The sequence below is a fragment of the Paenarthrobacter sp. R1 genome (genome assembly GCF_030264015.1).
GTDB lineage: Bacteria > Actinomycetota > Actinomycetes > Actinomycetales > Micrococcaceae > Arthrobacter > Arthrobacter ureafaciens.
Genome location: NZ_CP127115.1, coordinates 3,364,137 through 3,384,739, shown reverse-complemented (window position 1 = coordinate 3,384,739; position 20,603 = coordinate 3,364,137). Strand labels below are relative to the sequence as shown.

General features: G+C 64.1%; 25 protein-coding genes. 3 read left to right on the top strand and 22 right to left on the bottom strand.

Annotated features, from left to right (window positions below; all coding sequences use genetic code 11):
* Positions 1-5: 5 nt before the first annotated feature.
* A complete protein-coding gene (locus tag QN084_RS16460; RefSeq protein WP_021473691.1) occupies positions 6-821 on the bottom strand; it encodes a sigma-70 family RNA polymerase sigma factor in 816 nt (271 codons plus the stop codon).
* A 224-nt stretch (positions 822-1,045) separates the two neighbouring features.
* Between QN084_RS16460 and QN084_RS16455 the strand changes: the two genes are divergently transcribed.
* Positions 1,046-1,543, top strand: coding sequence for a flagellar protein FlgN (locus QN084_RS16455; RefSeq protein ID WP_139126913.1), 498 nt, complete (start codon positions 1,046-1,048; stop codon positions 1,541-1,543).
* Positions 1,544-1,593: 50 nt separating this feature from the next.
* Here QN084_RS16455 and csrA read toward each other — a convergent pair whose 3' ends face one another.
* From csrA to QN084_RS16390, 13 genes are all read right to left on the bottom strand, one after another.
* Complete coding sequence (gene csrA, locus QN084_RS16450) at positions 1,594-1,836, bottom strand: carbon storage regulator CsrA (RefSeq protein WP_021473693.1); 243 nt, start codon at positions 1,834-1,836, stop codon at positions 1,594-1,596.
* A 4-nt stretch (positions 1,837-1,840) separates the two neighbouring features.
* On the bottom strand, positions 1,841-2,821 hold the full coding sequence (locus tag QN084_RS16445) for a hypothetical protein (RefSeq protein ID WP_069696714.1): 981 nt from the start codon (positions 2,819-2,821) through the stop codon (positions 1,841-1,843).
* Positions 2,799-4,847, bottom strand: coding sequence for a flagellar biosynthesis protein FlhA (locus QN084_RS16440; protein ID WP_069696713.1), 2,049 nt, complete (start codon positions 4,845-4,847; stop codon positions 2,799-2,801). Before QN084_RS16440 ends, QN084_RS16445 begins: the two co-directional genes overlap by 23 nt.
* On the bottom strand, positions 4,844-5,929 hold the full coding sequence (locus QN084_RS16435; protein WP_069696712.1) for an EscU/YscU/HrcU family type III secretion system export apparatus switch protein: 1,086 nt from the start codon (positions 5,927-5,929) through the stop codon (positions 4,844-4,846). The genes QN084_RS16440 and QN084_RS16435 overlap by 4 nt, the downstream gene beginning before the upstream one ends.
* Entirely contained in the window at positions 5,929-6,687 is a 759-nt protein-coding gene (locus QN084_RS16430) for a flagellar biosynthetic protein FliR (RefSeq protein WP_031216913.1), read from the bottom strand. The genes QN084_RS16435 and QN084_RS16430 overlap by 1 nt, the downstream gene beginning before the upstream one ends.
* Position 6,688: 1 nt before the next feature.
* The gene (gene fliQ / locus QN084_RS16425; RefSeq protein ID WP_021473698.1) at positions 6,689-6,964 is read right to left on the bottom strand and encodes a flagellar biosynthesis protein FliQ; all 276 of its coding nucleotides are present in this window, start codon (positions 6,962-6,964) and stop codon (positions 6,689-6,691) included.
* Complete coding sequence (gene fliP / locus QN084_RS16420) at positions 6,964-7,722, bottom strand: flagellar type III secretion system pore protein FliP (protein WP_079941265.1); 759 nt, start codon at positions 7,720-7,722, stop codon at positions 6,964-6,966. Before fliP ends, fliQ begins: the two co-directional genes overlap by 1 nt.
* 98 nt (positions 7,723-7,820) lie before the next feature.
* Positions 7,821-8,324 (bottom strand): flagellar biosynthetic protein FliO, encoded by a 504-nt coding sequence (fliO, locus tag QN084_RS16415; RefSeq protein WP_062095369.1) that lies wholly within the window; start codon positions 8,322-8,324, stop codon positions 7,821-7,823.
* On the bottom strand, positions 8,325-9,032 hold the full coding sequence (fliN, locus tag QN084_RS16410) for a flagellar motor switch protein FliN (RefSeq protein WP_069696711.1): 708 nt from the start codon (positions 9,030-9,032) through the stop codon (positions 8,325-8,327).
* A complete protein-coding gene (locus QN084_RS16405; RefSeq protein ID WP_031216915.1) occupies positions 9,029-9,913 on the bottom strand; it encodes a flagellar motor switch protein FliM in 885 nt (294 codons plus the stop codon). The genes fliN and QN084_RS16405 overlap by 4 nt, the downstream gene beginning before the upstream one ends.
* A 66-nt stretch (positions 9,914-9,979) precedes the next feature.
* A complete protein-coding gene (locus QN084_RS16400; protein ID WP_021473703.1) occupies positions 9,980-10,753 on the bottom strand; it encodes an OmpA/MotB family protein in 774 nt (257 codons plus the stop codon).
* A 41-nt stretch (positions 10,754-10,794) separates the two neighbouring features.
* Positions 10,795-11,562, bottom strand: a complete 768-nt coding sequence (locus QN084_RS16395) for a motility protein A (RefSeq protein ID WP_069696719.1) — start codon at positions 11,560-11,562, stop codon at positions 10,795-10,797.
* A gap of 49 nt (positions 11,563-11,611) precedes the next feature.
* Positions 11,612-11,923 (bottom strand): flagellar FlbD family protein, encoded by a 312-nt coding sequence (locus QN084_RS16390; RefSeq protein WP_021473705.1) that lies wholly within the window; start codon positions 11,921-11,923, stop codon positions 11,612-11,614.
* A 207-nt stretch (positions 11,924-12,130) separates the two neighbouring features.
* Between QN084_RS16390 and QN084_RS16385 the strand changes: the two genes are divergently transcribed.
* Both QN084_RS16385 and QN084_RS16380 read left to right on the top strand, forming a co-directional pair.
* Complete coding sequence (locus tag QN084_RS16385; RefSeq protein ID WP_021473706.1) at positions 12,131-12,379, top strand: helix-turn-helix transcriptional regulator; 249 nt, start codon at positions 12,131-12,133, stop codon at positions 12,377-12,379.
* Positions 12,376-13,650, top strand: a complete 1,275-nt coding sequence (locus QN084_RS16380) for a type II toxin-antitoxin system HipA family toxin (protein WP_069696710.1) — start codon at positions 12,376-12,378, stop codon at positions 13,648-13,650. Before QN084_RS16385 ends, QN084_RS16380 begins: the two co-directional genes overlap by 4 nt.
* Before the next feature lie 102 nt (positions 13,651-13,752).
* Here QN084_RS16380 and QN084_RS16375 read toward each other — a convergent pair whose 3' ends face one another.
* The 8 genes from QN084_RS16375 to fliG all read right to left on the bottom strand — a co-directional run bounded on the left by QN084_RS16375 (position 13,753) and on the right by fliG (position 20,592).
* Entirely contained in the window at positions 13,753-14,925 is a 1,173-nt protein-coding gene (locus QN084_RS16375; protein WP_021473708.1) for a flagellar hook protein FlgE, read from the bottom strand.
* 39 nt (positions 14,926-14,964) lie between these two features.
* Complete coding sequence (locus tag QN084_RS16370) at positions 14,965-15,387, bottom strand: flagellar hook assembly protein FlgD (RefSeq protein ID WP_021473709.1); 423 nt, start codon at positions 15,385-15,387, stop codon at positions 14,965-14,967.
* Between the two features lie 18 nt (positions 15,388-15,405).
* Positions 15,406-16,575: a flagellar hook-length control protein FliK gene (locus QN084_RS16365; protein WP_168529545.1), complete on the bottom strand. Its 1,170-nt coding sequence runs from the start codon at positions 16,573-16,575 to the stop codon at positions 15,406-15,408.
* Positions 16,576-16,685: 110 nt separating this feature from the next.
* Positions 16,686-17,309, bottom strand: coding sequence for a C40 family peptidase (locus QN084_RS16360; protein ID WP_069696708.1), 624 nt, complete (start codon positions 17,307-17,309; stop codon positions 16,686-16,688).
* Positions 17,306-17,731, bottom strand: coding sequence for a flagellar FliJ family protein (locus tag QN084_RS16355; protein WP_021473712.1), 426 nt, complete (start codon positions 17,729-17,731; stop codon positions 17,306-17,308). The genes QN084_RS16360 and QN084_RS16355 overlap by 4 nt, the downstream gene beginning before the upstream one ends.
* Entirely contained in the window at positions 17,728-19,041 is a 1,314-nt protein-coding gene (locus QN084_RS16350) for a FliI/YscN family ATPase (RefSeq protein WP_069696707.1), read from the bottom strand. The genes QN084_RS16355 and QN084_RS16350 overlap by 4 nt, the downstream gene beginning before the upstream one ends.
* Entirely contained in the window at positions 19,038-19,637 is a 600-nt protein-coding gene (locus QN084_RS16345) for a FliH/SctL family protein (RefSeq protein ID WP_069696706.1), read from the bottom strand. Before QN084_RS16345 ends, QN084_RS16350 begins: the two co-directional genes overlap by 4 nt.
* Complete coding sequence (gene fliG / locus QN084_RS16340; RefSeq protein WP_069696718.1) at positions 19,627-20,592, bottom strand: flagellar motor switch protein FliG; 966 nt, start codon at positions 20,590-20,592, stop codon at positions 19,627-19,629. Before fliG ends, QN084_RS16345 begins: the two co-directional genes overlap by 11 nt.
* Positions 20,593-20,603: the final 11 nt, after the last annotated feature.

The following is a 20,603-nucleotide window of genomic DNA, read 5'->3' as shown; positions in this document are numbered from 1 at the left end:
TACATCTAGACGGCTTGGTTGAGGGTTGAACCCAATCCCAGGCTCCGGGTGATTCCGCCGGTAGTGGCCGTGGCGAGGGCGGAAAGGTAATCGTTCCGACGCCGGGCGGTGATCCGGGACTCAGGTTCAAATGCCCGGTCCGGGTTATCTGAATAGTGGGCGGCCAGGCCGTCGCGCAAAAGCCGGATGCCTTCGGCCCGCTGCTGCGAAACTGCCGCGTGGGTGGAGCCCAGTTCCTCTGCGAGGTCTTTGACCGAACGGCCTGCCAAGTAGATCTCCCTGATGACGAACCGCATCTTCTCAGGCAAGGCATCGACGGCGGCCCGGAGGTACTTGATGCGCTCGTCGGCGAGCACGGAGTTCTCCGGTGACGGAGCTACCGATGCCACGGTATCCACCACGACCTCATCCAGCGACGTCAGGGTTCTGGCTGCATCGGCCAAGGCCGCCTCGACGTGGCTGCGCTCGACGCCAAGGGCAGAGGCCATCTCGGCAACGCTCGGACCGCGTCCCAGCACACCCGTAAGGGTTTCCTGGACGGCGAGGGTTTCCTTGATGCGCTTGCGGGCCGAACGGGTAGCCCAGTCTCCCGCGCGCATTTCGTCCGCGAAAGCCCCAATGATTCGACGGCGTGCGAAAGCCCCGAAAGGAACACCCAGGTCCGGGTCAAAGGAATCTGCCGAACTGATGAGGGCGAGGGAACCAACCGAGGCAAAATCATCGCGCGACAAATGAGATGCGCGCGCACAAAGGTCAGAGACCAAGTAACCAACGAGCGGGAGGTGTTGCAACACCAGCTCGTTGCGCTGTTCGCGATTCAAAAGATAGTCCCCCCATGAGACCGGAATATTGAGTTTGCCATGCCCTTGATCCGCATTCCGGACGGCGCTTGGAGACCAATCACAGCGCCGTAGTGGGACTTTGTCTCAGGTACGTGTTCAGTGAACATACCACCTGCAAACCCCTAAACGTGTACGCTCGACACAAGAAATTCAAAACCCTGCTGAAACCTGCTTTCCGCCGGGCAAATAAGGATTGAGGAACCGTGGGGGCGGACGAGCTATCGGCAACGTTGTGGCGGGAGAGAAGGCAACTCGATTTCTTGCTTTTCCTCCTCGAAACGCAACTCCTGCATCTGCGGGCAGGCAACTGGCACCGCCTCGAATACACCGCGTCCGAGCTCGAAAAAGTGGTGGAAAGCCTACGCTTCGAGTCATTGGCCCGCGGCGTGGAAGCGGCTGCCCTGGCCGCGGAATGGAAAGCGCCGGATCAGACTTCGTTGCCTTCACTGGCAGGAATGGCGCCGGCCGGAATTTGGCCTGATCTATTGAAAGAACACCACCGCGCATTGGTTATTCTCTTGGAATCCATAGATGCCGTGGCAGCTGATAACCTCTCCGCGCTCGAGCAGGAGCGGGAACCCGCGGACGCTGAGCCGGACGATCTCGCCATAATGACCCTGAACGTCAACGTTCAACGTGCGCGTGCGGCGGTGACCAGCGCCGCACTCCCCTCTTTGCGTGATTTCCTCGGCACCACCTGACGGGATGTGAAAGAGGACCTGACGAAAACCCGACGGGATGTGAGAGAGGATCAGTTGTTGGTGGGGGCCGGCGGGCGGAGGTTCGCCAGGAGTTCCTCGGCGTCGGGGCCGGCTTGGGCGGCTGCGAGGTTTGCGGCGGCGATCGCCTCAACTACTTCGCTGCGCTGGATGGAAACACCCCGCGGGGCTTCAATTCCGATCCGCACCCCGTCACCGCGGCCCTCCATGACGGTAATGACAATATCGTCACCAATCATGATCTTCTCGCCCGGTTTGCGCGTCAGTACCAGCATGCTTTCAATGTACCTTTCCGAGCGAGGTCCTTCGTGCCGGTTTGCCATCCACCCAGCCCACCGGGATACCCAGCCCGTCCACGGTTTCCGGGCTGGCAGTTTCCGATGCACCGATGACGGCCAGTGCGGAGACACCAACCGGTTCCGTTGAGAGCAGTGTTTGCAGGGCACGCACCCACGCGGCCGTGTCCCCTTCTTTCCGGCGTGCGTCGGCCACCACCCATACCTGGTCGGCGGACAGGCCGGCGATGGCGTGCGCCTGCTCCGGAATGTCTGATGCCTTACCCAGCCCGTAGGCGACCACCACGTTCTGGCCGGTCAGTACTGCCTGGGCGCGCGCAGCCATCGCGCTTTGACGGCCTGAGACATGCAGGTGGCCGAACGCTGTCAGCTCTCCGGCGGTACGGACGTCCGAGCCCCCGGCGGCGATCGACATTTCCAGGGCCGGCCCCAAGGCGTCGTCACCGAGGCCCACAAGGAGGATCACGTTGCCGTTACCCTCCAGCGGCGCAGGAACCTTTTCGTTCGGAGCGTCCGACGGCGGTAGTGGCGGCTCAAGCGGCGGGTGCACAGCCGGAGCCGCCTCAAGTTCCTTGCCCAGTTGTTGCAGCAGCCCGGCGAAATCGGGTGAGGCCGTCGAAACGGGATCGGGCCGGTGCATCTCCCGCTCCGCTGCGTCGGCCCGCTCCAGCAGTGCGGCAATGGCAGGACCCTGCAAATCGTGGCCGGCAATCGGGTTCGCGGCGGTCTTTCCGGTTGAGGCGCGTGGAGCGGCAGGACCGGATGCCAGGGCCGCTGGGGCAATGCCAGCCGCTTCGCCCACCTCTACCGTCGCTTCAAACCGGGCAGCTGCGAACAGGCCCACGATGCCTGGATTGATGACCTTCTCGGCAGCCACAATCCGGGCCTGCGGACCATACTGCGTCAGCGCCTTCTCGCGGATAGCGTCGAGGGACGCTCCCCTAAGCTTGTAGCGCTTCGGCATGGCGAACCACCCCCACTGTTTCTATGCGTATGTTGGCCGATGTCACTTCGCGGTACGACAAGACGGGGACACCGCCGTCGGGAGCGGCCACAAGCCGTCGAATCGCGGGTCGCAGGGCGGGGGCGCAAACGAGGACCGCTTGACGTCCCGTGGCCGCGGCTCCCTCTACCGCGGATTTAAGTGAGGAGAGCACAGAATCGAGCTTGGCTTGGCCCATCACGATCTGTGTACCGCCCTCGCCCGGGCGCATGTCCTCAAGCATCGACTGCTCCAGCAGGGGATCGATCATCACCACCGGAAGAACGTCGCCGTCCAAATACTTGTCGGCCAGGACAGGCCCCAGAGCTTGCCGCGCCGATTCAATAAGGGCTTCCGGGTCCGTAGATACCTTCGCCCGCAAGGACAGTGCCTCGTAGATGCGCGGGAGGTCGTTGATGGGGACCTGCTCCTCGAGGAGGCCCTCAAGGACGCGTTGGATCTCTGCGAGCGTCAGCAACCCGGGAGTAAGCTCCTCCACTGCGGAAGGGCTCTGCTTGCGGACTCCCTCGGTGAGGACGCGAACGTCTTCGCGAGTGAGGAGCCTTGCTGCGTTGGCGGTGATGATCGAGGACAAATGCGTCACCAGGACAGACACCCTGTCGATCACCGTGGCGCCTGTCATTTCTGCGCTGTGGCGCATTTCCGTGGGCACCCATTTGCCGTTTAAACCGAAGACAGGTTCCACGGTGGCCGTACCCGGGAGGGCGTCCAGGAACTCGCCCAGGGCCAGGAGCTTGCCCGACGGCGCCACTCCCCTTCCGGCCTCGACACCGGTGATGCGGATGGCATAGGTGGAGGGCGGGAGATCCATGGCATCCCTGGTGCGGACGGGCGGGACAACCAAGCCCAGCTCCATGGCGATCTTTTGCCGAAGCGACCTCACCCTCGCAAGAAGGTCGTCGGAAGCTCCGGAAACGATGTCCACCAGGTCCGGAGCCAACAGAATCTCCACCGGGTGGACCCGCATGTCTTCCATGAGCCGCTCGTTTGGATCTTCCTCCGAGGCCACCGCGGCGTTGCCTGCTGCCTCCGCCGCGGCAGCAGCTTTTTGCTGCGCTGCCACGCGTCGCGACGCGATCACCAACAAGGCACCCACCACAAGGAAGGGCAGGACAGGCATCCCTGGAATCAACGCCATGCTTGCCGCTGCAAGGCCTGCGATCAACAGCGCATTGGGTGACTGCATGAGCTGCGAGGATGCGGTGCGGCCCATGTCCTCCTCGGCATTGGACCGGGTGACGATCATGCCTGTGGAGACGGCCATGAGGAGGGCCGGGATCTGGGTGACCAAGCCGTCGCCCATGGTCAGCAGGCCATACGTGTTCAGGGCGTCAACGGCGTCCATGCCGCGCTGCAGCACGCCGATCGCGATGCCGCCCACAAAGTTGATGATGATAATGATGATGCCCGCGATCGCGTCGCCTTTGACGAACTTTGAGGCACCGTCCATGGCGCCGTAGAAGTCGGCTTCGGCAGAGACTTCGGCGCGGCGCTTCCGGGCTTCGGCGTCCGTGATGAGTCCGGCATTGAGGTCGGCGTCGATGGCCATTTGCTTACCCGGCATGGCGTCGAGGGTGAAGCGTGCGCCCACTTCGGCCACGCGCTCGGCACCCTTGGTGACCACCACGAACTGGATGACCACCAGGATCAGGAACACCACGGCACCGATGATCAAGGAACCGCCCACCGTGACCTTGCCGAACGCCTCGATCACCTGCCCGGCAAAGCCTTGTCCCAGCACCAACCGGGTGGACGCCACATTGAGTCCCAGCCGGAACAGGGTGGCCACCAGCAGCAGCGACGGGAACACGGAGAAGTCCAGGGGCTTCTTCACGAACATGCTGGTGAGCAGGATCAGGAGTGCCAGCAGGATGTTGCAGACAATCAGGAAGTCGAGCAGCGGAGCAGGCAGCGGGACCACCAGAAGCAGGACAATCCCCACGATGCCCACCGGGACCGACAGCCGGGCGAACTTGCTGTTCTTCATGACAGCAAACCTTCCTTCATGCGATGGATTCCACGGGCAGCGCCGCGCGTCTTGAGGGACATGACGAAAGCCAGGACAGCGGCCACCGAGCGGTACAGCTCCACGGGGATCTCCTGCCCCAGCTCACACGCCGAATGCAAGGCACGGGCCAAGGGAATGTCCTGGACCATGGGCACCCCTTTGCCCTCGGCCTCCTCCCTGATGCGGGCCGCTATGACCCCTGCCCCCTTCGCCACGACGCGAGGTGCCGATTTGCCGGCGTCGTACTTCAACGCGACTGCCACGTGCGTCGGGTTGACCAACACGACGTCGGCATCCCCGATCGCGGCGATCATGCGGTTCCGGCTCATGCTCAGCTGGCGCGAACGCCGGTGTGACTTGACCAGCGGATCTCCGTCGGTGTTCTTGTTCTCGTCCCGGACTTCCTTTTTGGACATCCGGGTTTTCTTCCGGTTGCGGCGCATCACGACGAACATGTCGGCGGCTGCCAACACGAGCCCGGCCGCGACCGCGAACTGGATGAGCGTCCCGACGCCCCCTGCGGCGGCCGCGAGCACACCGGCCACAGGCAAGCCCCCGGCGGTGAGGAGAACGGGCATCAAGCCTTGGATCACGGTGTAGAGGACAAGACCCACGACGGCGGTCTTCAGTAGCGCTTTGGCCCCGCCCCACAGCGCCTGGGCACCGAACATCCTCTTGAAACCGGCCAGCAGGTTGAAGTGTTCGAACTCGGGCCGGAACTTCTTGAAGCGGATACCGCCCTGCAAGGCAGACCCTGCCAGCACCACCACGGTAACCACCAGGAACAGTGGTCCCAGGATTCCCGCCAGAGAGGCGAGCCCGTCCTCCAAGGCCGCCACGGCTTTGGCGGGATCCGGATGGTTGATGATGCCCTTGACCGTGAAGAGTTGGTCCACGGCCGCGTTGGAGGCATGGTCGATGGTGGCCGGAAGCATTGCGGCGGCACCGCCCACCGCCAGCCAGGCCATGAGGTCCTGGGATCTGGAGAGCTGGCCCTTTTCACGGACCTCACGCATACGTTTGTCCGTGGCTTGTTCGGTCTTTTCCTGTGAGTCCGCCACTAGCCCACCCCCAGGACTGTCCGTGCGGCCAACTCGGCCAGGGAAGCGACCAGGCGAGGCAGGGCAAGGAAAAGGAAGCCTGCCAAAGCCAGAGTGATGAAGATCTTGAGGGGGAAGCCCAGGGAAAATGCATTCAGTGCCGGGGCCACGCGCGTGAGGAGACCGAGTCCGACGTCGGCCAGCACCAAAACCACCAGCAGCGGACCGGCTATTTGGACCGCGGAGATGAACATGCCGGTGACAGCGCCCACCATGGCATCCACGGGTTTGCTGAGGTCCAGGCCGCCGGCGAGGGGCAAGGCACTGAAGCTGCCCGTCAGGCCCCCGATCACCAGCTGATAGCCGTCCGAGGCGAAGAGCAGCGCGAGTGCCGCCATCTGGAACAAGCGCGTGAACTGGGCGCCGTTGACCATCATCTGGGGATCGAAGGCCTGCGCCATCTGGAACCCGCTGAAGAGATCGATCAGGCTGCCGGCCGACTGGATCGCCGCGAACACAGCCATCACCAGGAACCCCAGCACCAGGCCCGTTGCCAGTTCCAGGACGACGCCGGTGATGAATCCCGCGGTGTCCTTGGGCACGGCGTCCGCGGACAGCCGCTGGGACACTGCCAGGCCAAGGCCGATACCCAGCATGGCTTTGATCCTCGCCGGAATGGCATGATGCGCAAAGGGTGGTGCCACCACCAGGAAGGCCGTCATGCGGACCGAGGCCAACAAGAGAACCTGGATCCATGACTGGTCGATGGGAATGTCCACCTCACGCGCCACCGATCAATCCGGGGATGCGCAGGAAGAGTTCATTGGTGAACGTGACCATTTCCGAGATCATCCAGTGCCCGCACACCGCCAGCGCTATGGCTACGGCAACGGCCTTGGGGACGAAGCTCAGTGTGGGCTCCTGAAGCTGCGTGATGGACTGCAACAGGGAAATGCCCAGGCCAACCACCAAGGCAGTGAGAAGGGTGGGAGCTGCCAGTTTGGCCGCGACCATCATGGCCTGCAGGCAAATGTCCAGGACTGCGTTGGTATCCATCAGCCGCCCGAATAACTCTGGATCAGGGACGTGATCACCAGGCCCCAACCATCAACCAGGACAAACAGCAGGATCTTGAACGGCAAGGAAATCATCACCGGCGGGAGCATCATCATGCCCATGGACATCAGTGCGGCGGACACCACGAGGTCGATGACCAGGAACGGTATGAAGATCACGAAGCCAATGATGAACGCCGCCCGGAGTTCGGAAACCATGAAGGCCGGCACCAAAGTCTGCAGAGGGACGGATTCCGGGTTCTCCGGGTTATCCATTCCGGCCGCGCGCGTCATGAGCGCGATATCTTCCTCACGGGTATGGGCGAGCATGAAGTGCTGCAACGGAGTCCAGCCGGCGGACATTGCGCCGTTGAAGTCGAGCCCGCCGTTCAAGTAGGGCTGCACCGCCACGGTGTTGATGTCCGACACCACAGGCCACATCACGAACAACGACAGGAAGAGTGCCAGGCCGGCGAGGACTTGGTTGGGCGGGATGGCCGGAAGGGACAGGGCGTTGCGGGTCATCGCCAGCACAACGAAGATCTTTGTGAACGAGGTCATCATGAGCAGCAAGGCAGGCGCCACGGACAGCAACGTGATCCCGATCAAGGTCACTACAGCCGTGGACGGGGTCCCGTCCAAACCATTGATGTCGATGCTCACATTGCCTCCGGACCCCGGGGCTGCCGGAGGCGTCGGTGGTGTGGGCGGCGTGGGATCGATCGGCGAGGCATGGCCAACAGCGGTTCCAGCCCACATCAAGACCGCCGTGAGCAGAAGGGCCCACAGCGCTACGAACCACACCCGGTACAGCCGGGAGGAGGGCAGTCCCGGCAAGCCGGAACCAGCGGAACGAATCAATTGCGGCGTCCCCTGAAGGCATCGGAGGCCTGGCGCCACGTGGAAGCGGAAAGGATGGAGCCGTGCAGGGGGTGCGCCGGGGTGGCCGCCCGCCGGTGCAGGTCCGCCCGACGCCGGACCACGGGAACCTGCCCGGTGACCAGTTCAGTGCGGGGCACCTGTTCCCCGGATGCCTGCCGGAACAACTGAGCGAAACTCTGTTCCTCAACCATCGGCCGGGGCACCGAATCCATCACCTCAGCTGCAAGCACCGGTGCGTCACTGCTGTGCAGGACCGTGACATTGTGCTCCGTGACACCCAGCAGAAAGCGCTTGTCACCGGCATCGACCACCACCACGGAGGCCTTCTGCCCCACGGCCTGGCGACTCACCACGCTCAGCGTGGAATCGGCACGACGACGTCCCTTGCCTTTGCCGAGTCGGCGCTGGAGTAGCCAGATTGCGGCCAGCACGGCGCCGAGGGCAACGACGACGCGCAGCCCGAGGAGGAAGGAATCCATTTACAACGTTCCCTCTGCCCCGTCCAGGACACGGGTGATGCGCACGGCGTAGTCCTGGTCCACCACCACAACTTCGCCGTGGGCTATCAGGCGTCCGTTCAGCAGCACGTCAGCGGGGGCACCGGCCGAACGGTCGAGTTCAATGACTTTCCCCGGTTCAAGTGCCAAGGCGTCGCGGACGGACATTCGAGTACGGCCGATCTCCACCGTCAACGCCATCTCCACGCTGCTGATGAGGCCAAGCCGGGCCGTGAGATCGGAATCGCGGCCGTTGCGGGAAGGCCCGGAGTCATTGTTCCGCACCCGGACAGCGAACCATCCGAAAGGCACTGTGCCGTCGTGAAGTTCAAAAACAACCGTCGCAGGGTCCTGCAGCAGTCCTGTTGCATCTTCCTCGCGCAACTCCCCCAACACCCCGGCGTCGAACGCAGATGCAGCCTGCTCCAAGGCGGGACGAAGGACGTCACTTGCGGAGAAGGGCGCCCCGGTGGAGGCACCGCCGGCAGCGGCGAGAAACGAGGTGTCCACCAGCAGCAGGGCGAAGTCAGTCGTCGACGCACCTACAAATGTGGCAGTGACAGCCGGAGAGGCATAAGGTGCCGCGGACTCCGCGGGGACGATCCCGGCAACCGTCAGCAGTGAGGACGCTGGAAGGTGCTGTGCCAGGCGTTCGGCTGCCGCTTCCTGCACGGTAAGGGTGATGCTCATCGCTGGTGCTCCTCGGTAGTGACAATGACGGCGGCGGCCCTCGAACCGTTCCGTGCGGCGGCGGCTGTGGCCAGCCGGGTGCCGTTGATGGTGACGTCAAACGGCCGGTTCTCCAGGTGGGGCAACGGAAGGACGTCCCCGACGCCGAGTGCCAGGATCTGCGCCGGCGTCACCTGGGCGGGGGTTAGTTGGACAGCCACCTCAACGGGTACTTGGGCCAACTGTGTCCTGACAAGGGCTTCGTTGTCCACGCTATGGACTGTTGGGTTGACCTCTCCCAATCCGCTGAGCAGGACATCGGCCGGAATGGCCAGAGTTGCAGCACACTGGGTCTCACCCACGTTCACACTGAAGGCGGCCACCACCATCAGCTCAGAGGGCGCAGCGGCCTGGGCGAACTGGGAGTTGTATTGGATCCCGTCCATGGTGACGGACTGTGTCAACAGGTTGCCCAGGGAGTACTTCAGGTCCTCAAGGACTTCCTCCACCATGCGGCTGATCAACGAGTGCTCAATCTGCGTGAACTTGCGTTCCGGCACGGCGGTATCTGCTGATCCCCCCAGCATCCGGCTGAGCCAGGACAGCGCCGCCGTGGCGGGGAACTGGACCACCAGCCTGGACTCGCAGTCCTCGATCCGGCACAGGATCATCGACGTCACCGAAGGCAAGGAAGCAGAGTATTCGTCGTAGCTCTGCATGCTCAACTGTTCAAGTGTCGCCGTGGACTTCAGCCGGACTTTCGCGGTGAGCTGCGTGCCCCATTGCCGGGCGAAGGTTTCGAAGGCAACTTCCAGGACACGGCTGTGCTGGCGCGGCAAGGTGGTAGGCCGGCGGAAGTCATAGACGTCCACGGTGCGCCGGCGGCCTTCCTGTTCTCCCACGGACGGGACTATCGACCAAGATGAAGCGGGCGTAAGGCTGTTTTACTCTCCGTTATCCGGCGTTGGCTACTTCGCCTTGGCCGCAGCAGCGGTGTCCTGGGTTTGGGCTTCGATTGCCTGCGGAATGAGGGAACGGATGTCTTCCGGCCGGTCGGAAACCAGCACTACGTCCACCCGCCGGTTGAGTTCCATCAGTTCCTCCGTGGAATCATCCGTGACCTGCCGGGCGGCGCCAAAGGCCACGGCACCTATCCGGCCGGGCGGCATACCGGATTGGTCCACGAAGTACCTCAAGACGTTGACCGACCTTGCTGCGGACAGTTCCCACGTCGAAGCGTAAGCGGTATAGCCCTTGGCTGCGTGGCCCTCAACCATCACCTCAAGGCCTGAGCCAACCACGGTGGGAGCGATGGCGTTGAGGATCTTCAGCGCTTTGGGGGTGAGGTCCGGCATGTCAGGTTGGAAGAAGGTCTGGGAACCAACCAGCTTCACGGTCAGGCCCCGCTCCCCCACCACGAACTCCACATTCTGGTCCAGGCCTTGCGCTTGCAGCTGGTTCTGCATGGCGCCCTGCAGGGCAGTGAGCTTATTGACTTCCTCCGTGGCCAGGTCAAGGGGTGAGAAACCTTCACCGTTGGCCGTGGCCAATTCGCCCGGCACCACCACTCCACTGGCGGTATCCACCTTCTGGCTGATCTCGGTTCCGAAACCCGTGGCCAGCGAATTGCGGAGCTTCTCGAATTTGATCTGGTCTACCGATGACATGGCGAAGAGCACGATGAACATACACATGAGTACTGTGACCATGTCCATGTAGGAGGCCATCCAGCGTTCGTCCACATGATGCTCTTCAGGCTGAGCACCGCGTTTCCTGCGGGACCTCATGCGGCCCTGGACGTCGTCAGCTTGCCGGTCCTGCCGCCGTCGTCCGCCTTGTTCCTGGCGTTCTTGGCCTTGGGATCGGCCGGGACCATGGCCCGCAGCCGCTCCGCCAGGAGCAACGGCTGGGTCCCGCTTTGTACTGCGAGCAAGCCCTCCATCACGAGGTTCATCCGTTCCACTTCCAGCTCAGAGAGACGTTTGAGCTTGGCGCTGATCGGGAGCCAGATGAAGTTCGCCGACAGCAGGCCCCAGAGGGTGGCAACGAAGGCCGCGGCGATCATTGGACCCAGATGGTCCGGGGAGGACAGGTTCTCCAGCACGTGGGTCAGCGAGACCACAGTGCCGATGATGCCGATCGTAGGTGCGTATCCGCCCAAGGCAGCGAAGAACTTGGAGGCCACATGGTCCGCGCGCATCCGGGTATCGATTTCGTCCTCCATGAGGAACCGAAGCTCATCGGCGTCCGTTCCGTCGGCGATGTTCTGGAGGGAACGGGCCAGGAACGGATCCTTGGCGTTGTTGGCTTCTTCCTCCAAGGACAACAAGCCGTCGCTCCGGGCTTTCTCCGCCAACCGGACCAACTCGTCGATGCTCGCACTGGCCTTGGCCGGCTTGCCCATGAAGACTTTGGGCACCTGCTTGAACGAGCTGATGACATCGGGGAGCGTATTGCCTGCCAGGCCCACGGCGATGGTCGCGCCAAAGACCAGAACCATGGGTGCGGGAAGGAGCAATGACGTCAGGTTTGCGTGCTCCAAGGTGACCATGACCACCACTGAGGCAAAGGCGAGCAGCAGGCCGATGATAGTCACGGGGCTACCTTCCGTTTCGGGGGTGGTTGGGGTGTTCCGGTTCTTCTGCTTCGTCCGACTCGTCCGCTTCGTCCGCTTTGGGCGGCGGCACCAGGCTCAACGGGTAGCCCGTCACCCGCGGAAGGTCCTGCGCCCGGCGCAGCACGGTCGCCCGGTATTCCGCGATCAGCTCCACCACTTCGACCAGCGATTCCCGCACAACGTAGGCGGCGCCGTCGAGAGTCACCAAATGGGTGTCCGGACTCTCGTGGATCCGTTCAAGAATGTCCGGATTCACGGCGAAGCGGGTGCCGTTGAGGCGGGTCACGACGATCATGTGCTGTTCTGCTTTGGCTTGAGGTGGTTGTACCTCCTACTGTCGGCCGGGACCGGCGTGGCGTTAGGGGTCCCACCTAAACCTGCCCTGTCTGTTGGATGAAGGACGGACGCGGTCCGGCGTGTGCCATATTTGGCACAATCGCGCCTCTTTGAAAAATGTGCCATATCTGGCGCAAATAAGGGACTTGGTGCGTATGATCAATATATGTCGCAAACTCCGTTTTACCGGGCCGTTGATGCCGCCTCGCTGGGGCGGGCTATCAGCGGTGCCCGAAGGGAGGCGGGCATTACCCAGCAGGAGCTTGCGGATCGTCTGGGAACTGCGCGGCGCACCATTGTGAGGCTTGAGCACGGCGAAGCAGTCTCGGTCGTCCTCGCTATGGAAGCCATCCGCGTACTGGGCCGCGATGTCGCTTTGGTCCCCCGGTTCTCGAAGCTGCAGGTTAAGCCGTGAGCCCGCGGAACACGAGCCTGGAAGTATTCCTGCACGGAAGGCACATCGGCGTCCTCACCGGGTCTGGCCTGAGGATGTCATTCCGCTACGATCCGGACGTCATTGCCGAGTACGGCGCCGCCTCTATTCTGCTTTCATTGTCGCTGCCGATAGACCGCAAGAAGATCGACGGGCCCGCGGTATACAACTACTTTGACGGGCTCTTGCCGGAGGGGCAGGTCCGTTCGCATCTCGCTGCGGAGAACGGATTGTCGACCCCGGACGCCCTGGGGCTGCTCGCCATTCTGGGTGCCGATTGCGCCGGTGCAGTCCAAGCACTCCCATCGGGTATGACCCCGGACGCCCCCGTTGACTCCCAACTGATGTCCGCCGATGAGGTCGTCCGCGTCGTTGAGGCACTGCCTACCTGGGACCTGCCCGAAGACTTCGCGATCACCGCTTCGCTGGGAGGTATTCAGTCCAAGGTGCTGCTGAGCCGGCGCAGGAACGGCTGGGCATGGCCGGCCCGCGGGACCGTATCCACCCACATCATCAAGCCGGAACCGCTGGATTCCCCTGTTCCGCATCTGATAGCCGCCGAGGACTGGGCTTTGAAGGTTGCGGCTGCGGCGGGCTTGCCGGCCGCAAAGGCTCATGTGGAGATGTTCGGATCCCGCGAGGCAATCGTCGTAACCCGGTACGACCGCACTCCGGACGGCGATCGGCTGCACCAGGAAGATTTCACCCAGGCGTTGGCCCTGGCCAGCACCTCCAAGTACGAAACCTCCACCGCACCGCCCTCCCGACTGACCCAGCTCGCGAAGGCTGCGGGACCGCACACCCGCGACGACCGGGAATTCCGGCGCACGCTGCTGCGGTCCGTTACTTTCAATCTCGTAATCGGCAATGGGGACGCGCACTCCAAGAACTATTCGATGCTCATCAGGGATGGAGGCGAACTGGAGCTGGCCCCGCTGTACGACCTTGCCCCCACTTTGCTCCTCTATGCCCCGAGCAATAACGCGGGCCACGTTGTGGGTGGTCAGTCCAGGCTCAACTACCTCACGTTGGAGCATGTGGTACGCGAAGGTGTGGCGTGGGGCATGGAGGCGGGAGATGCGCAGGCGACGGCGATCGCCGTGCTGGAGTCGGTCGAAAGAGCTGCTGCCACGGTGCCCGCCCGGGAAGAGATCGGGTTCCTGGGAGAACTCGTTACAGCACGAGCCGGTGACTTGCTAAACGGCGGAACGGCCCGCCGCGCCATCGCCGGCCAAGCGCCGGTCACCCCCTGACGTATGCCGGCGAAGCAGCCGATGCTAAAGGGACGGCCCGGGCTCCGATGGTCTTTGCAGCCCGGGCGGCCTCTCTCTTCTTCAGGAGACGTCTCCGGGCAATCAGCGCTTGAGGTTGCCCAGTTCCTGCAGGACCTCATCCGAGGTGGTGATGATACGGGCATTCGCTTGGAAGCCGCGCTGGGCCACGATCAGGTTGGTGAATTCCTGGGACAGATCCACGTTGGACATCTCGAGGGAACCGGAGCTCAGCGAACCCAGTCCCGCATCACCCGGGACGCCGAGCTGTGCAGCCCCCGAGTTGGCCGTTGCGACGTACGTTGAGCCGCCGGCCTTCTCCAGGCCCTCGGCATTGGTGAACTTGGCAAGGGCCACCTGGGCGAGGACCTGGGTGCTGCCGTTGCTGAACGCGCCCACCACAGAGCCGTCAGCGGCCAGGGTGAAGGACTCCAGCTTTCCCGCTTCGGCACCGTTCTGGCCGGTGACGGTGACCGTGTCCATCTGAGCGAAGCCGGTGACGGCGCCAAGGTCCACGGTAATCCCGCCAACGTTGAGTGTTCCGCCCGAGGTCAGTGTTCCATTCGCGAACGTGAGCGCGCCCGAGCCGTTGGCTCCGTTGGCGTCCGCTCCGGCTACGCTCCACCCGGTGTTCGTGCGGCTGAAGGTGATGTTGAGCGCCCGTTCTGCCCCGTTGCCGTCGAACACCCTGATCTGGCGCTCCACAGCGGTACCCACGGCTGCATCAGATGGCAGGTTTCCAGCAAGCGCTGCGCGGGTTGTTGCCACAGCCGCAGCGGTAGCGTTCGGAGCCAGGGTAATGGGCCCCGTGGCAGCGCCCAGGTTCACCGCTCCGTTGGTGGCGGACCAGCCTTGGAGGATGCCGCCGTCGGGACTCACCAAGCGGCCCCCGGCGTCGAGCTGGAAGTTGCCCGCACGCGTGTAGAACTGCCGGGTCCCTTTCTCCGTGACGAAGAAACCCTCGCCCGAAATCATCAGGTCGGTGCCGCGGCCGGTGCTCTGCGATGAACCCTGGCCGAAGTTGGTGCTTACCCCGGCAACCCTGACGCCGAGCCCCACCTGGGCAGGATTGGAGCCACCGGTGTCCCCCTGTGGAGCAGCCGCGCCCTGGGCCATCTGTGAAAGGGTGTCCTGGAACTGGGCCGAGGAAGACTTGAACCCCGTGGTGTTGACGTTGGCGATGTTGTTGCCGGTGACGTCGAGCATGGTCTGGTGGGCACGGAGGCCGGAAATTCCGGAGTACAGCGAACGGAGCATGGTGTTGCCTTTCTTCGGTGGTCTGTTTGTTGTGTGCGCTTACGCGGCTGATGGTCCGGTGGTAATGCCTGTGATGCTGTCCAGCGGGACTTTCCTGTCGCCGATGCTGACCAGTGGGATGCCCTCGGCAAAGGACACGGACGTGGCCGTGCCGGAGCCCTTGGTTCCGTCGGCGAGCGCGTAATCCACGGTGGTTCCGATGATCTGGGCAGCAGCCGTGCGCATCTGCAACGAGAAGCTCTCCTTGGAACCGGCAGTAAGTTCCGTCATCTTCTCCATCATGGACAGCTGCACCGACTGGCTCATCATCTGGTTGGTGTCCATGGGCGCGCTGGGATCCTGATACCTCAACTGCGTCACGAGCAGTTGCATGAAGACCTCGGAATCCATGGTCTGGACGGGCTTGCGTACGGTTTGGCCTGGGCTGGCTTGGGCCGCGCCGGGTATGGCTTGGATGGTCACGCTGTTCTCTCCTTCACGTCAGACGAGGACGTCGAGGCGGGTTTGTTGTGGTCCACGATTGCGGGAAGCATCCAGGGCCGGCTCTCGTGGGCCCTGCGGGACCGGAGCCCGGAGTTCTGTATTTCCACTGGCTGGCCCTTCACCGGTCGGGACATGGCGGGGGTTGTCATGGGGATGATGTTGCCCCTGGGAGTTGTCGTGGGGACGGCGGTCCGTCTGGGGGCTGTCATCCGACGACAGGCTCAGGCTCGCTCCCATCTCCTCCAGCCCCCGCCTCAGCTCAGGGAGCACGTGGCGCACAGCTTCACGTCCCGCATCACCCGCGGCGAACAGTTCGATCCTCACACCCCCGCCGTCGATGTGCGCCCGCACAGTCAGCGGGCCCAGGTCCTCCGGCGACACCCTCAGCGTCATGACGTGCTCGCCTGGCTTGGCCGTGGCCAGCGTGAACAGGGGTTGGGTGAGCTGGTGCGCAAGGGGCTGGTTCGTTGCTTGGTGCGGGGTTGCGGATTGGGTCGGCGCCGGTTGGAGCTGGGCGGGTTGCGCCTGCGGCTGCACCTGCGCGTGATGAACGACGGCGGCGGGCGTCGCGGTCGCTGCCTGCCCTGGAACTCCCTCCGATTCGATGCCTCGCTGCGGGTCATGCCGTGCGCTCGGCACACTGCGCAGCGAACCCACGAATCGGGCCATGTCCCGCATCTCGCCGTGACTCCCCGCCGGTCTACCTTCCACCGAAGCAACGGGTACACCACCGCCCACTCCCAGCCCTGATGACGAAGCGGCATGCGGCACAGGAATCACCGCAGAACTCCCTGCTTCGACGGATCGCTGCCCACTGGACGGCAGGAGTCGTCTAACAGGCAAAGAGTCGTCCAAACGGACCGGGCCAGGGGCGACGCCTACTCCGGACAAGGGGGTCCCGGGCACAGGAGTCCCCTCCGCTTCGATGCCTTGCTGCGGGGTGTGCCGTGCGCCCGGCACACTACGCAGCGAACCCACGAATCGAGCTTGCAGGTCCTGAGCCGAAGCCACGGATCCGTCGTCGGACAACTCCGTACCGTCCGCATCGGCGGGGCCGAGCAACCGCTCGAGGATGTCGCCAAAAGCCCCCGGACCTCCCGCTCCTTCGGCAGCGGGGAGGCTCATTGCCACCGACGAACCCCCTGCAACAACGGAACCAAGGGCCAACGGCGGCCCCTCCTGCACGGAAACCCACGACCCCTCCTGCGCAGAACCGGAAGCACCACCCGGCCTAACAACTCCGGACGGGCTGCCCAAAAAAAGGAACCCCACCTGCATCAGTCACCCCCGGACGGAACAATCCGGCGGATGGAGGTCAGGTTGGAATACTTCTCCCACGCATCCCGGATCTGGATAGTCTGGCCCGGCACAGGAGCATCAATGGCCTTGCCATTGCCCAGATAGATGGAAATGTGCTCGCCGCCATAGCTCACCAGGAGATCCCCGGCCCTGGCTTCAGCGAGCGAGGCTACGGGACTGCCTTTGTGCATTTGGTCGCTCACCACGCGGGGCAAGTCAACACCCAGGTCCTTAAACACGCGCTGCACGAATCCTGAGCAGTCCATGCCGACGGCCGGGTTGGTCCCTCCCCACACGTACGGCACTCCGATGTACTTCTTGGCTGCAGCAACCACGGCGTCCCCTGTGGCTCCCCCGCCCGTGGCAACGGGTGCGGCGGGGGCCGTTGCCGACGTCGTACTACCTACGGCGGCGAGCATCCGGGACATATCCGCAGGGGCGGAAGCGTCGGCAGTTCCCAGGGCCGAATTCAATGCCGAGGCGAAGGAGGAAGAAGAAACGGGCGTGACCGGACCAGAGGAGGCAGGAACAGGCCGCTCAACCAACTGCTGCAGCGATGCTTCGATGCTCTGGATCCTGCCCAGCGCCTCAACCATGCTCATGAGCCGGCCTTCCTGTGCCATGCCGCTGAGGCAATCTCATCCAGGGCGCCCTGTTCGGCGAGGAGTTCGGATGCAGCGAAAGCTGCATCGTGCCGGGTCTCCAGTTTCTCGAGGCCGACCGCGCGGCGCCGCGCCTCTGTGTACTCAGCCTGCGCGGCGGCGGCCTCCTCAGCGGCGACGGCTGCCAACGCATCAAGCTCTGCGAGCATGCTCTGCGAGGATGCCCGGGCAGCCGCGATGGCCAGCAAGGTAGCGGAATCTCCGGCGGTTCCGGCCGACTCCGCGAGGGCGGCGCGGGCCTCGGCGCGTCGGGCACGGACGGAGGAGGAACGGGCATTGGCTGAAGCCAGCCCCGTTTCGGCGGTCTTTTGCTCGGCCTGTCGCAGCCTCAGCAATCCTGCGAGGGAGAACTGTCGGTTCACGCGGCTCCTTCCACGTCAAAGCGGGTGGACAGTCTGGAAAGCCAAGCCCACGATTCGGCCATAGCGGAGGGCTCGCCCATGCCCTGGCGCAGGAACTGGTTGATGGCAGCCTCGTTGTCCAAGGCGGCGTCCACCAACGGGTTGCTCCCCCGGCGGTATGCGCCGACGTCGATCAGGTCCTGGGCTGCACGGCGGGCAGCCAGTACCCTCCGCAACTGCACGGCGCACGCGGTATGGACGGGGTCTGTTACTTTCGAGGCCACCCGGGACACGGATCCGAGAACATCGACGGACGGAAAGTGGCCTGTCACGGCGAGCTTCCGGTCCAGGACCACGTGCCCGTCCAGGATGGAGCGTGCGGCATCGGCAATGGGTTCGTTGTGGTCATCGCCGTCCACCAGGACTGTGTAGATACCCGTGATGGAGCCGGTTTCGGCGGTTCCGGCCCGTTCCAGGAGCCTGGCTAAAACAGAAAAGGTCGACGGCGGGTAGCCCCGTGTTGCGGGCGGTTCACCTGCGGAGAGGCCGATTTCGCGTTGGGCCATGGCTACACGGGTCAGGGAGTCCATCATGAGGACTACGTCCTGTCCGGATTCACGGAATGACTCCGCGATCCGTGTTGCGGTGACGGCTGCGCGGAGGCGCATCAGGGCCGGTTCGTCCGAGGTGGCAACCACCACCACGGATCTGGCCAAGCCTTCGGGACCAAGATCGTCCTCAAGGAACTCGCGTACTTCGCGGCCACGTTCGCCCACCAGCGCGATCACGGAAACTTGGGCGTCGGTACCGCGGGCCACCATGGACAGCAGCGAGGACTTGCCCACCCCGGAGCCGGCAAAAAGGCCGATTCGCTGGCCCCGGCCGAGGGTGGTCAGGGTGTCCAGCACCCGGACCCCTGTCTGAAGGGGTGTGTCGATGCGCGCACGGAGCATGGGGTTCGGCGCTTCCTGGTCCAGCGGCACAAAGTGTGAACAGTCCAGCGGCCCCTTGCCATCAAAGGGCCGCCCCATCCCGTCCAGCACACGTCCGAACAGACCGGCCCCGGTGGGTACCATCACGGGACGTCCGGATGCGCGTGCCGGCGCCCCCGCGGCAATACCCGTGAGCCGGCCCAGGGGCATGCACCGCACTCCCCCGAGTACCGACGCCACCACCTCGGCGTCGAGCGCTTCCGCGCCGGATCCCACGGTCAGCAACTCGCCCACCGCGCAATCCAGCCCCGCTACCTCGAGTCCCAGCCCGAGGACGGAGGTCACGGTGCCCACCCGTTGCGGAGCGGCGGCGGCCACGGCAGCTGCGAGGCCCTTCATGCGTGGCTTCCAAGCAACGCCTGCCGGGCACGCTCCAATGCTGAGCCCAACCGCGCGTCAATCCACCCCTGAGGGTATTCGGCGACGGCGTCGCCCGGGTTGAGCGCGGCGTCGGCCTTGAGCTCAACACCGGCGGGGAGCACGACGCCGGAAGCCTCCAAGGCGGCCAGGTCTCCCGGGTGCAGGCAAACCGTGGTGAGGGTTCCGTCGGAGTGCTTGAGCGCCCGGTCCACTGCAGCCCGGGCCGTCCGTTCACCGTGCGCCAGTTCGTAGCCAAGAATGGCCTCGGCGAGCTCCAGGGCAGTGGCGGCGAGCACGTCCTCGATCTCGGCAACCGTTGCCTCCCTGCGGCGCTGCGCGGCCGAAGCTGCTGCCTCCAGCACGGTGACGGCACGCGCAACAGCCAAGCGGCCGGCGTCGAGCCCTTCCGCCTGCTCAGCCAGCAGCTTTTCCCGCAAGCGGCGTAGCTCTTCTGCCGCTGCGCGCATGCCCGCTGCGTATCCGGCCGCGTGGCCCTGGGTGAACCCGCGGTCAGTGGCGGGAGCCTCGGAGCGGAGGACGGGGAACGTAACGCGGGTGTAGGGCTCAGTAGACAAAGTCGTCCTCGTCCCCGCGCCGGACAACAATAGCGCCCGCCGCTTCGAGCTCACGGATGGACCTGACGATATCTGCGCGGGCTTCCTCCACCTGCGAGGCACGGACAGGACCTGATGCGGCCGTTTCCGATTCGAGGATTTCCAGGTTCCTGCCGGACATGTTGGCCCTGATGGTTTCCAGGACAACCTGCGGGGCGCCCTTCATGGCGATGGCCAAGACGCTGGCGCTGACACCGCGAAGAATTTGCTGGATATCGCGCGGTTCCAGTTTGACGATGTCCACAAACGTGAGCATTCGCGCCCGAACCTCGGTGGCGAGGTCCGGGTCCACAGTGCCGAGTCCGTCCAACACCGAGCGCTCCGTGCTGACGTCGGAACGGTTGATGATATCCACCAGCGGCTGGATGCCGCCCACGACCTCATTGGATTTGCGTTGGGACATCACCGCCCCGGCTCGGACCTTGAGTGTTTCGGCGACGATGCTGACAGCTTCGGGAGACGCCGAGCCCATGGTCGCGATGCACCGGGCCACATCGATGCGTTGGACATCTTCCAAACCGGACATGACAGCGGAGGCTTTGCCGGGCCGGAGATGGGCCAGGATCAACGCGATGGTTTGCGGCAATTCCCCGTCGATCAGGGCAAGGATTTGCCCGGGGTCCATCATTTCCAGGAATTCGAAGGACTTTCCGGCCATGGTTGAAGCGAGTCGGTCCATGAAGCCGGCGGCTTTGTCGGCACCGAAGGATGCTTCAAGAAGTCCGACGGCGAATTCCTGGCCGCCGCGGGCGGAACGGCGGCCGCTGACGGCCAGTCCATGGAACTCGTTGATGACGTGATCTGCGACGGTGGACGGAACGCGGCGGAGACGAACAATTTCCGCGGCGATGTCCTCTGCCTCGGATTCGGAAAACTGGGCCATGACTGCAGCGGCACTGGCAGGGGTCATCTGCATGAGGACCACAG

Excerpts from the sequence above, each read along its gene's own strand:
- QN084_RS16390 (WP_021473705.1), bottom strand. The coding sequence starts at position 11,923 with ATGATCGTCGTGACCCGCCTCAACGGCACCCGCTTCGCCGTGAATCCG.
- QN084_RS16350 (WP_069696707.1), bottom strand. The coding sequence starts at position 19,041 with ATGAAGGGCCTCGCAGCTGCCGTGGCCGCCGCCGCTCCGCAACGGGTG.
- fliN (WP_069696711.1), bottom strand. The coding sequence starts at position 9,032 with ATGAGCATCACCCTTACCGTGCAGGAAGCGGCAGCCGAACGCCTGGCA.
- QN084_RS16375 (WP_021473708.1), bottom strand. The coding sequence starts at position 14,925 with ATGCTCCGTTCGCTGTACTCCGGAATTTCCGGCCTCCGTGCCCACCAG.
- QN084_RS16360 (WP_069696708.1), bottom strand. The coding sequence starts at position 17,309 with ATGAGCATGGTTGAGGCGCTGGGCAGGATCCAGAGCATCGAAGCATCG.
- QN084_RS16440 (WP_069696713.1), bottom strand. The coding sequence starts at position 4,847 with ATGAAGAACAGCAAGTTCGCCCGGCTGTCGGTCCCGGTGGGCATCGTG.
- csrA (WP_021473693.1), bottom strand. The coding sequence starts at position 1,836 with ATGCTGGTACTGACGCGCAAACCGGGCGAGAAGATCATGATTGGTGAC.
- QN084_RS16445 (WP_069696714.1), bottom strand. The coding sequence starts at position 2,821 with ATGCCGAAGCGCTACAAGCTTAGGGGAGCGTCCCTCGACGCTATCCGC.
- fliP (WP_079941265.1), bottom strand. The coding sequence starts at position 7,722 with ATGTGGGCTGGAACCGCTGTTGGCCATGCCTCGCCGATCGATCCCACG.
- fliQ (WP_021473698.1), bottom strand. The coding sequence starts at position 6,964 with ATGGATACCAACGCAGTCCTGGACATTTGCCTGCAGGCCATGATGGTC.
- fliG (WP_069696718.1), bottom strand. The coding sequence starts at position 20,592 with ATGCAGATGACCCCTGCCAGTGCCGCTGCAGTCATGGCCCAGTTTTCC.
- fliO (WP_062095369.1), bottom strand. The coding sequence starts at position 8,324 with ATGGATTCCTTCCTCCTCGGGCTGCGCGTCGTCGTTGCCCTCGGCGCC.
- QN084_RS16395 (WP_069696719.1), bottom strand. The coding sequence starts at position 11,562 with ATGGTCACCTTGGAGCACGCAAACCTGACGTCATTGCTCCTTCCCGCA.
- QN084_RS16385 (WP_021473706.1), top strand. The coding sequence starts at position 12,131 with ATGTCGCAAACTCCGTTTTACCGGGCCGTTGATGCCGCCTCGCTGGGG.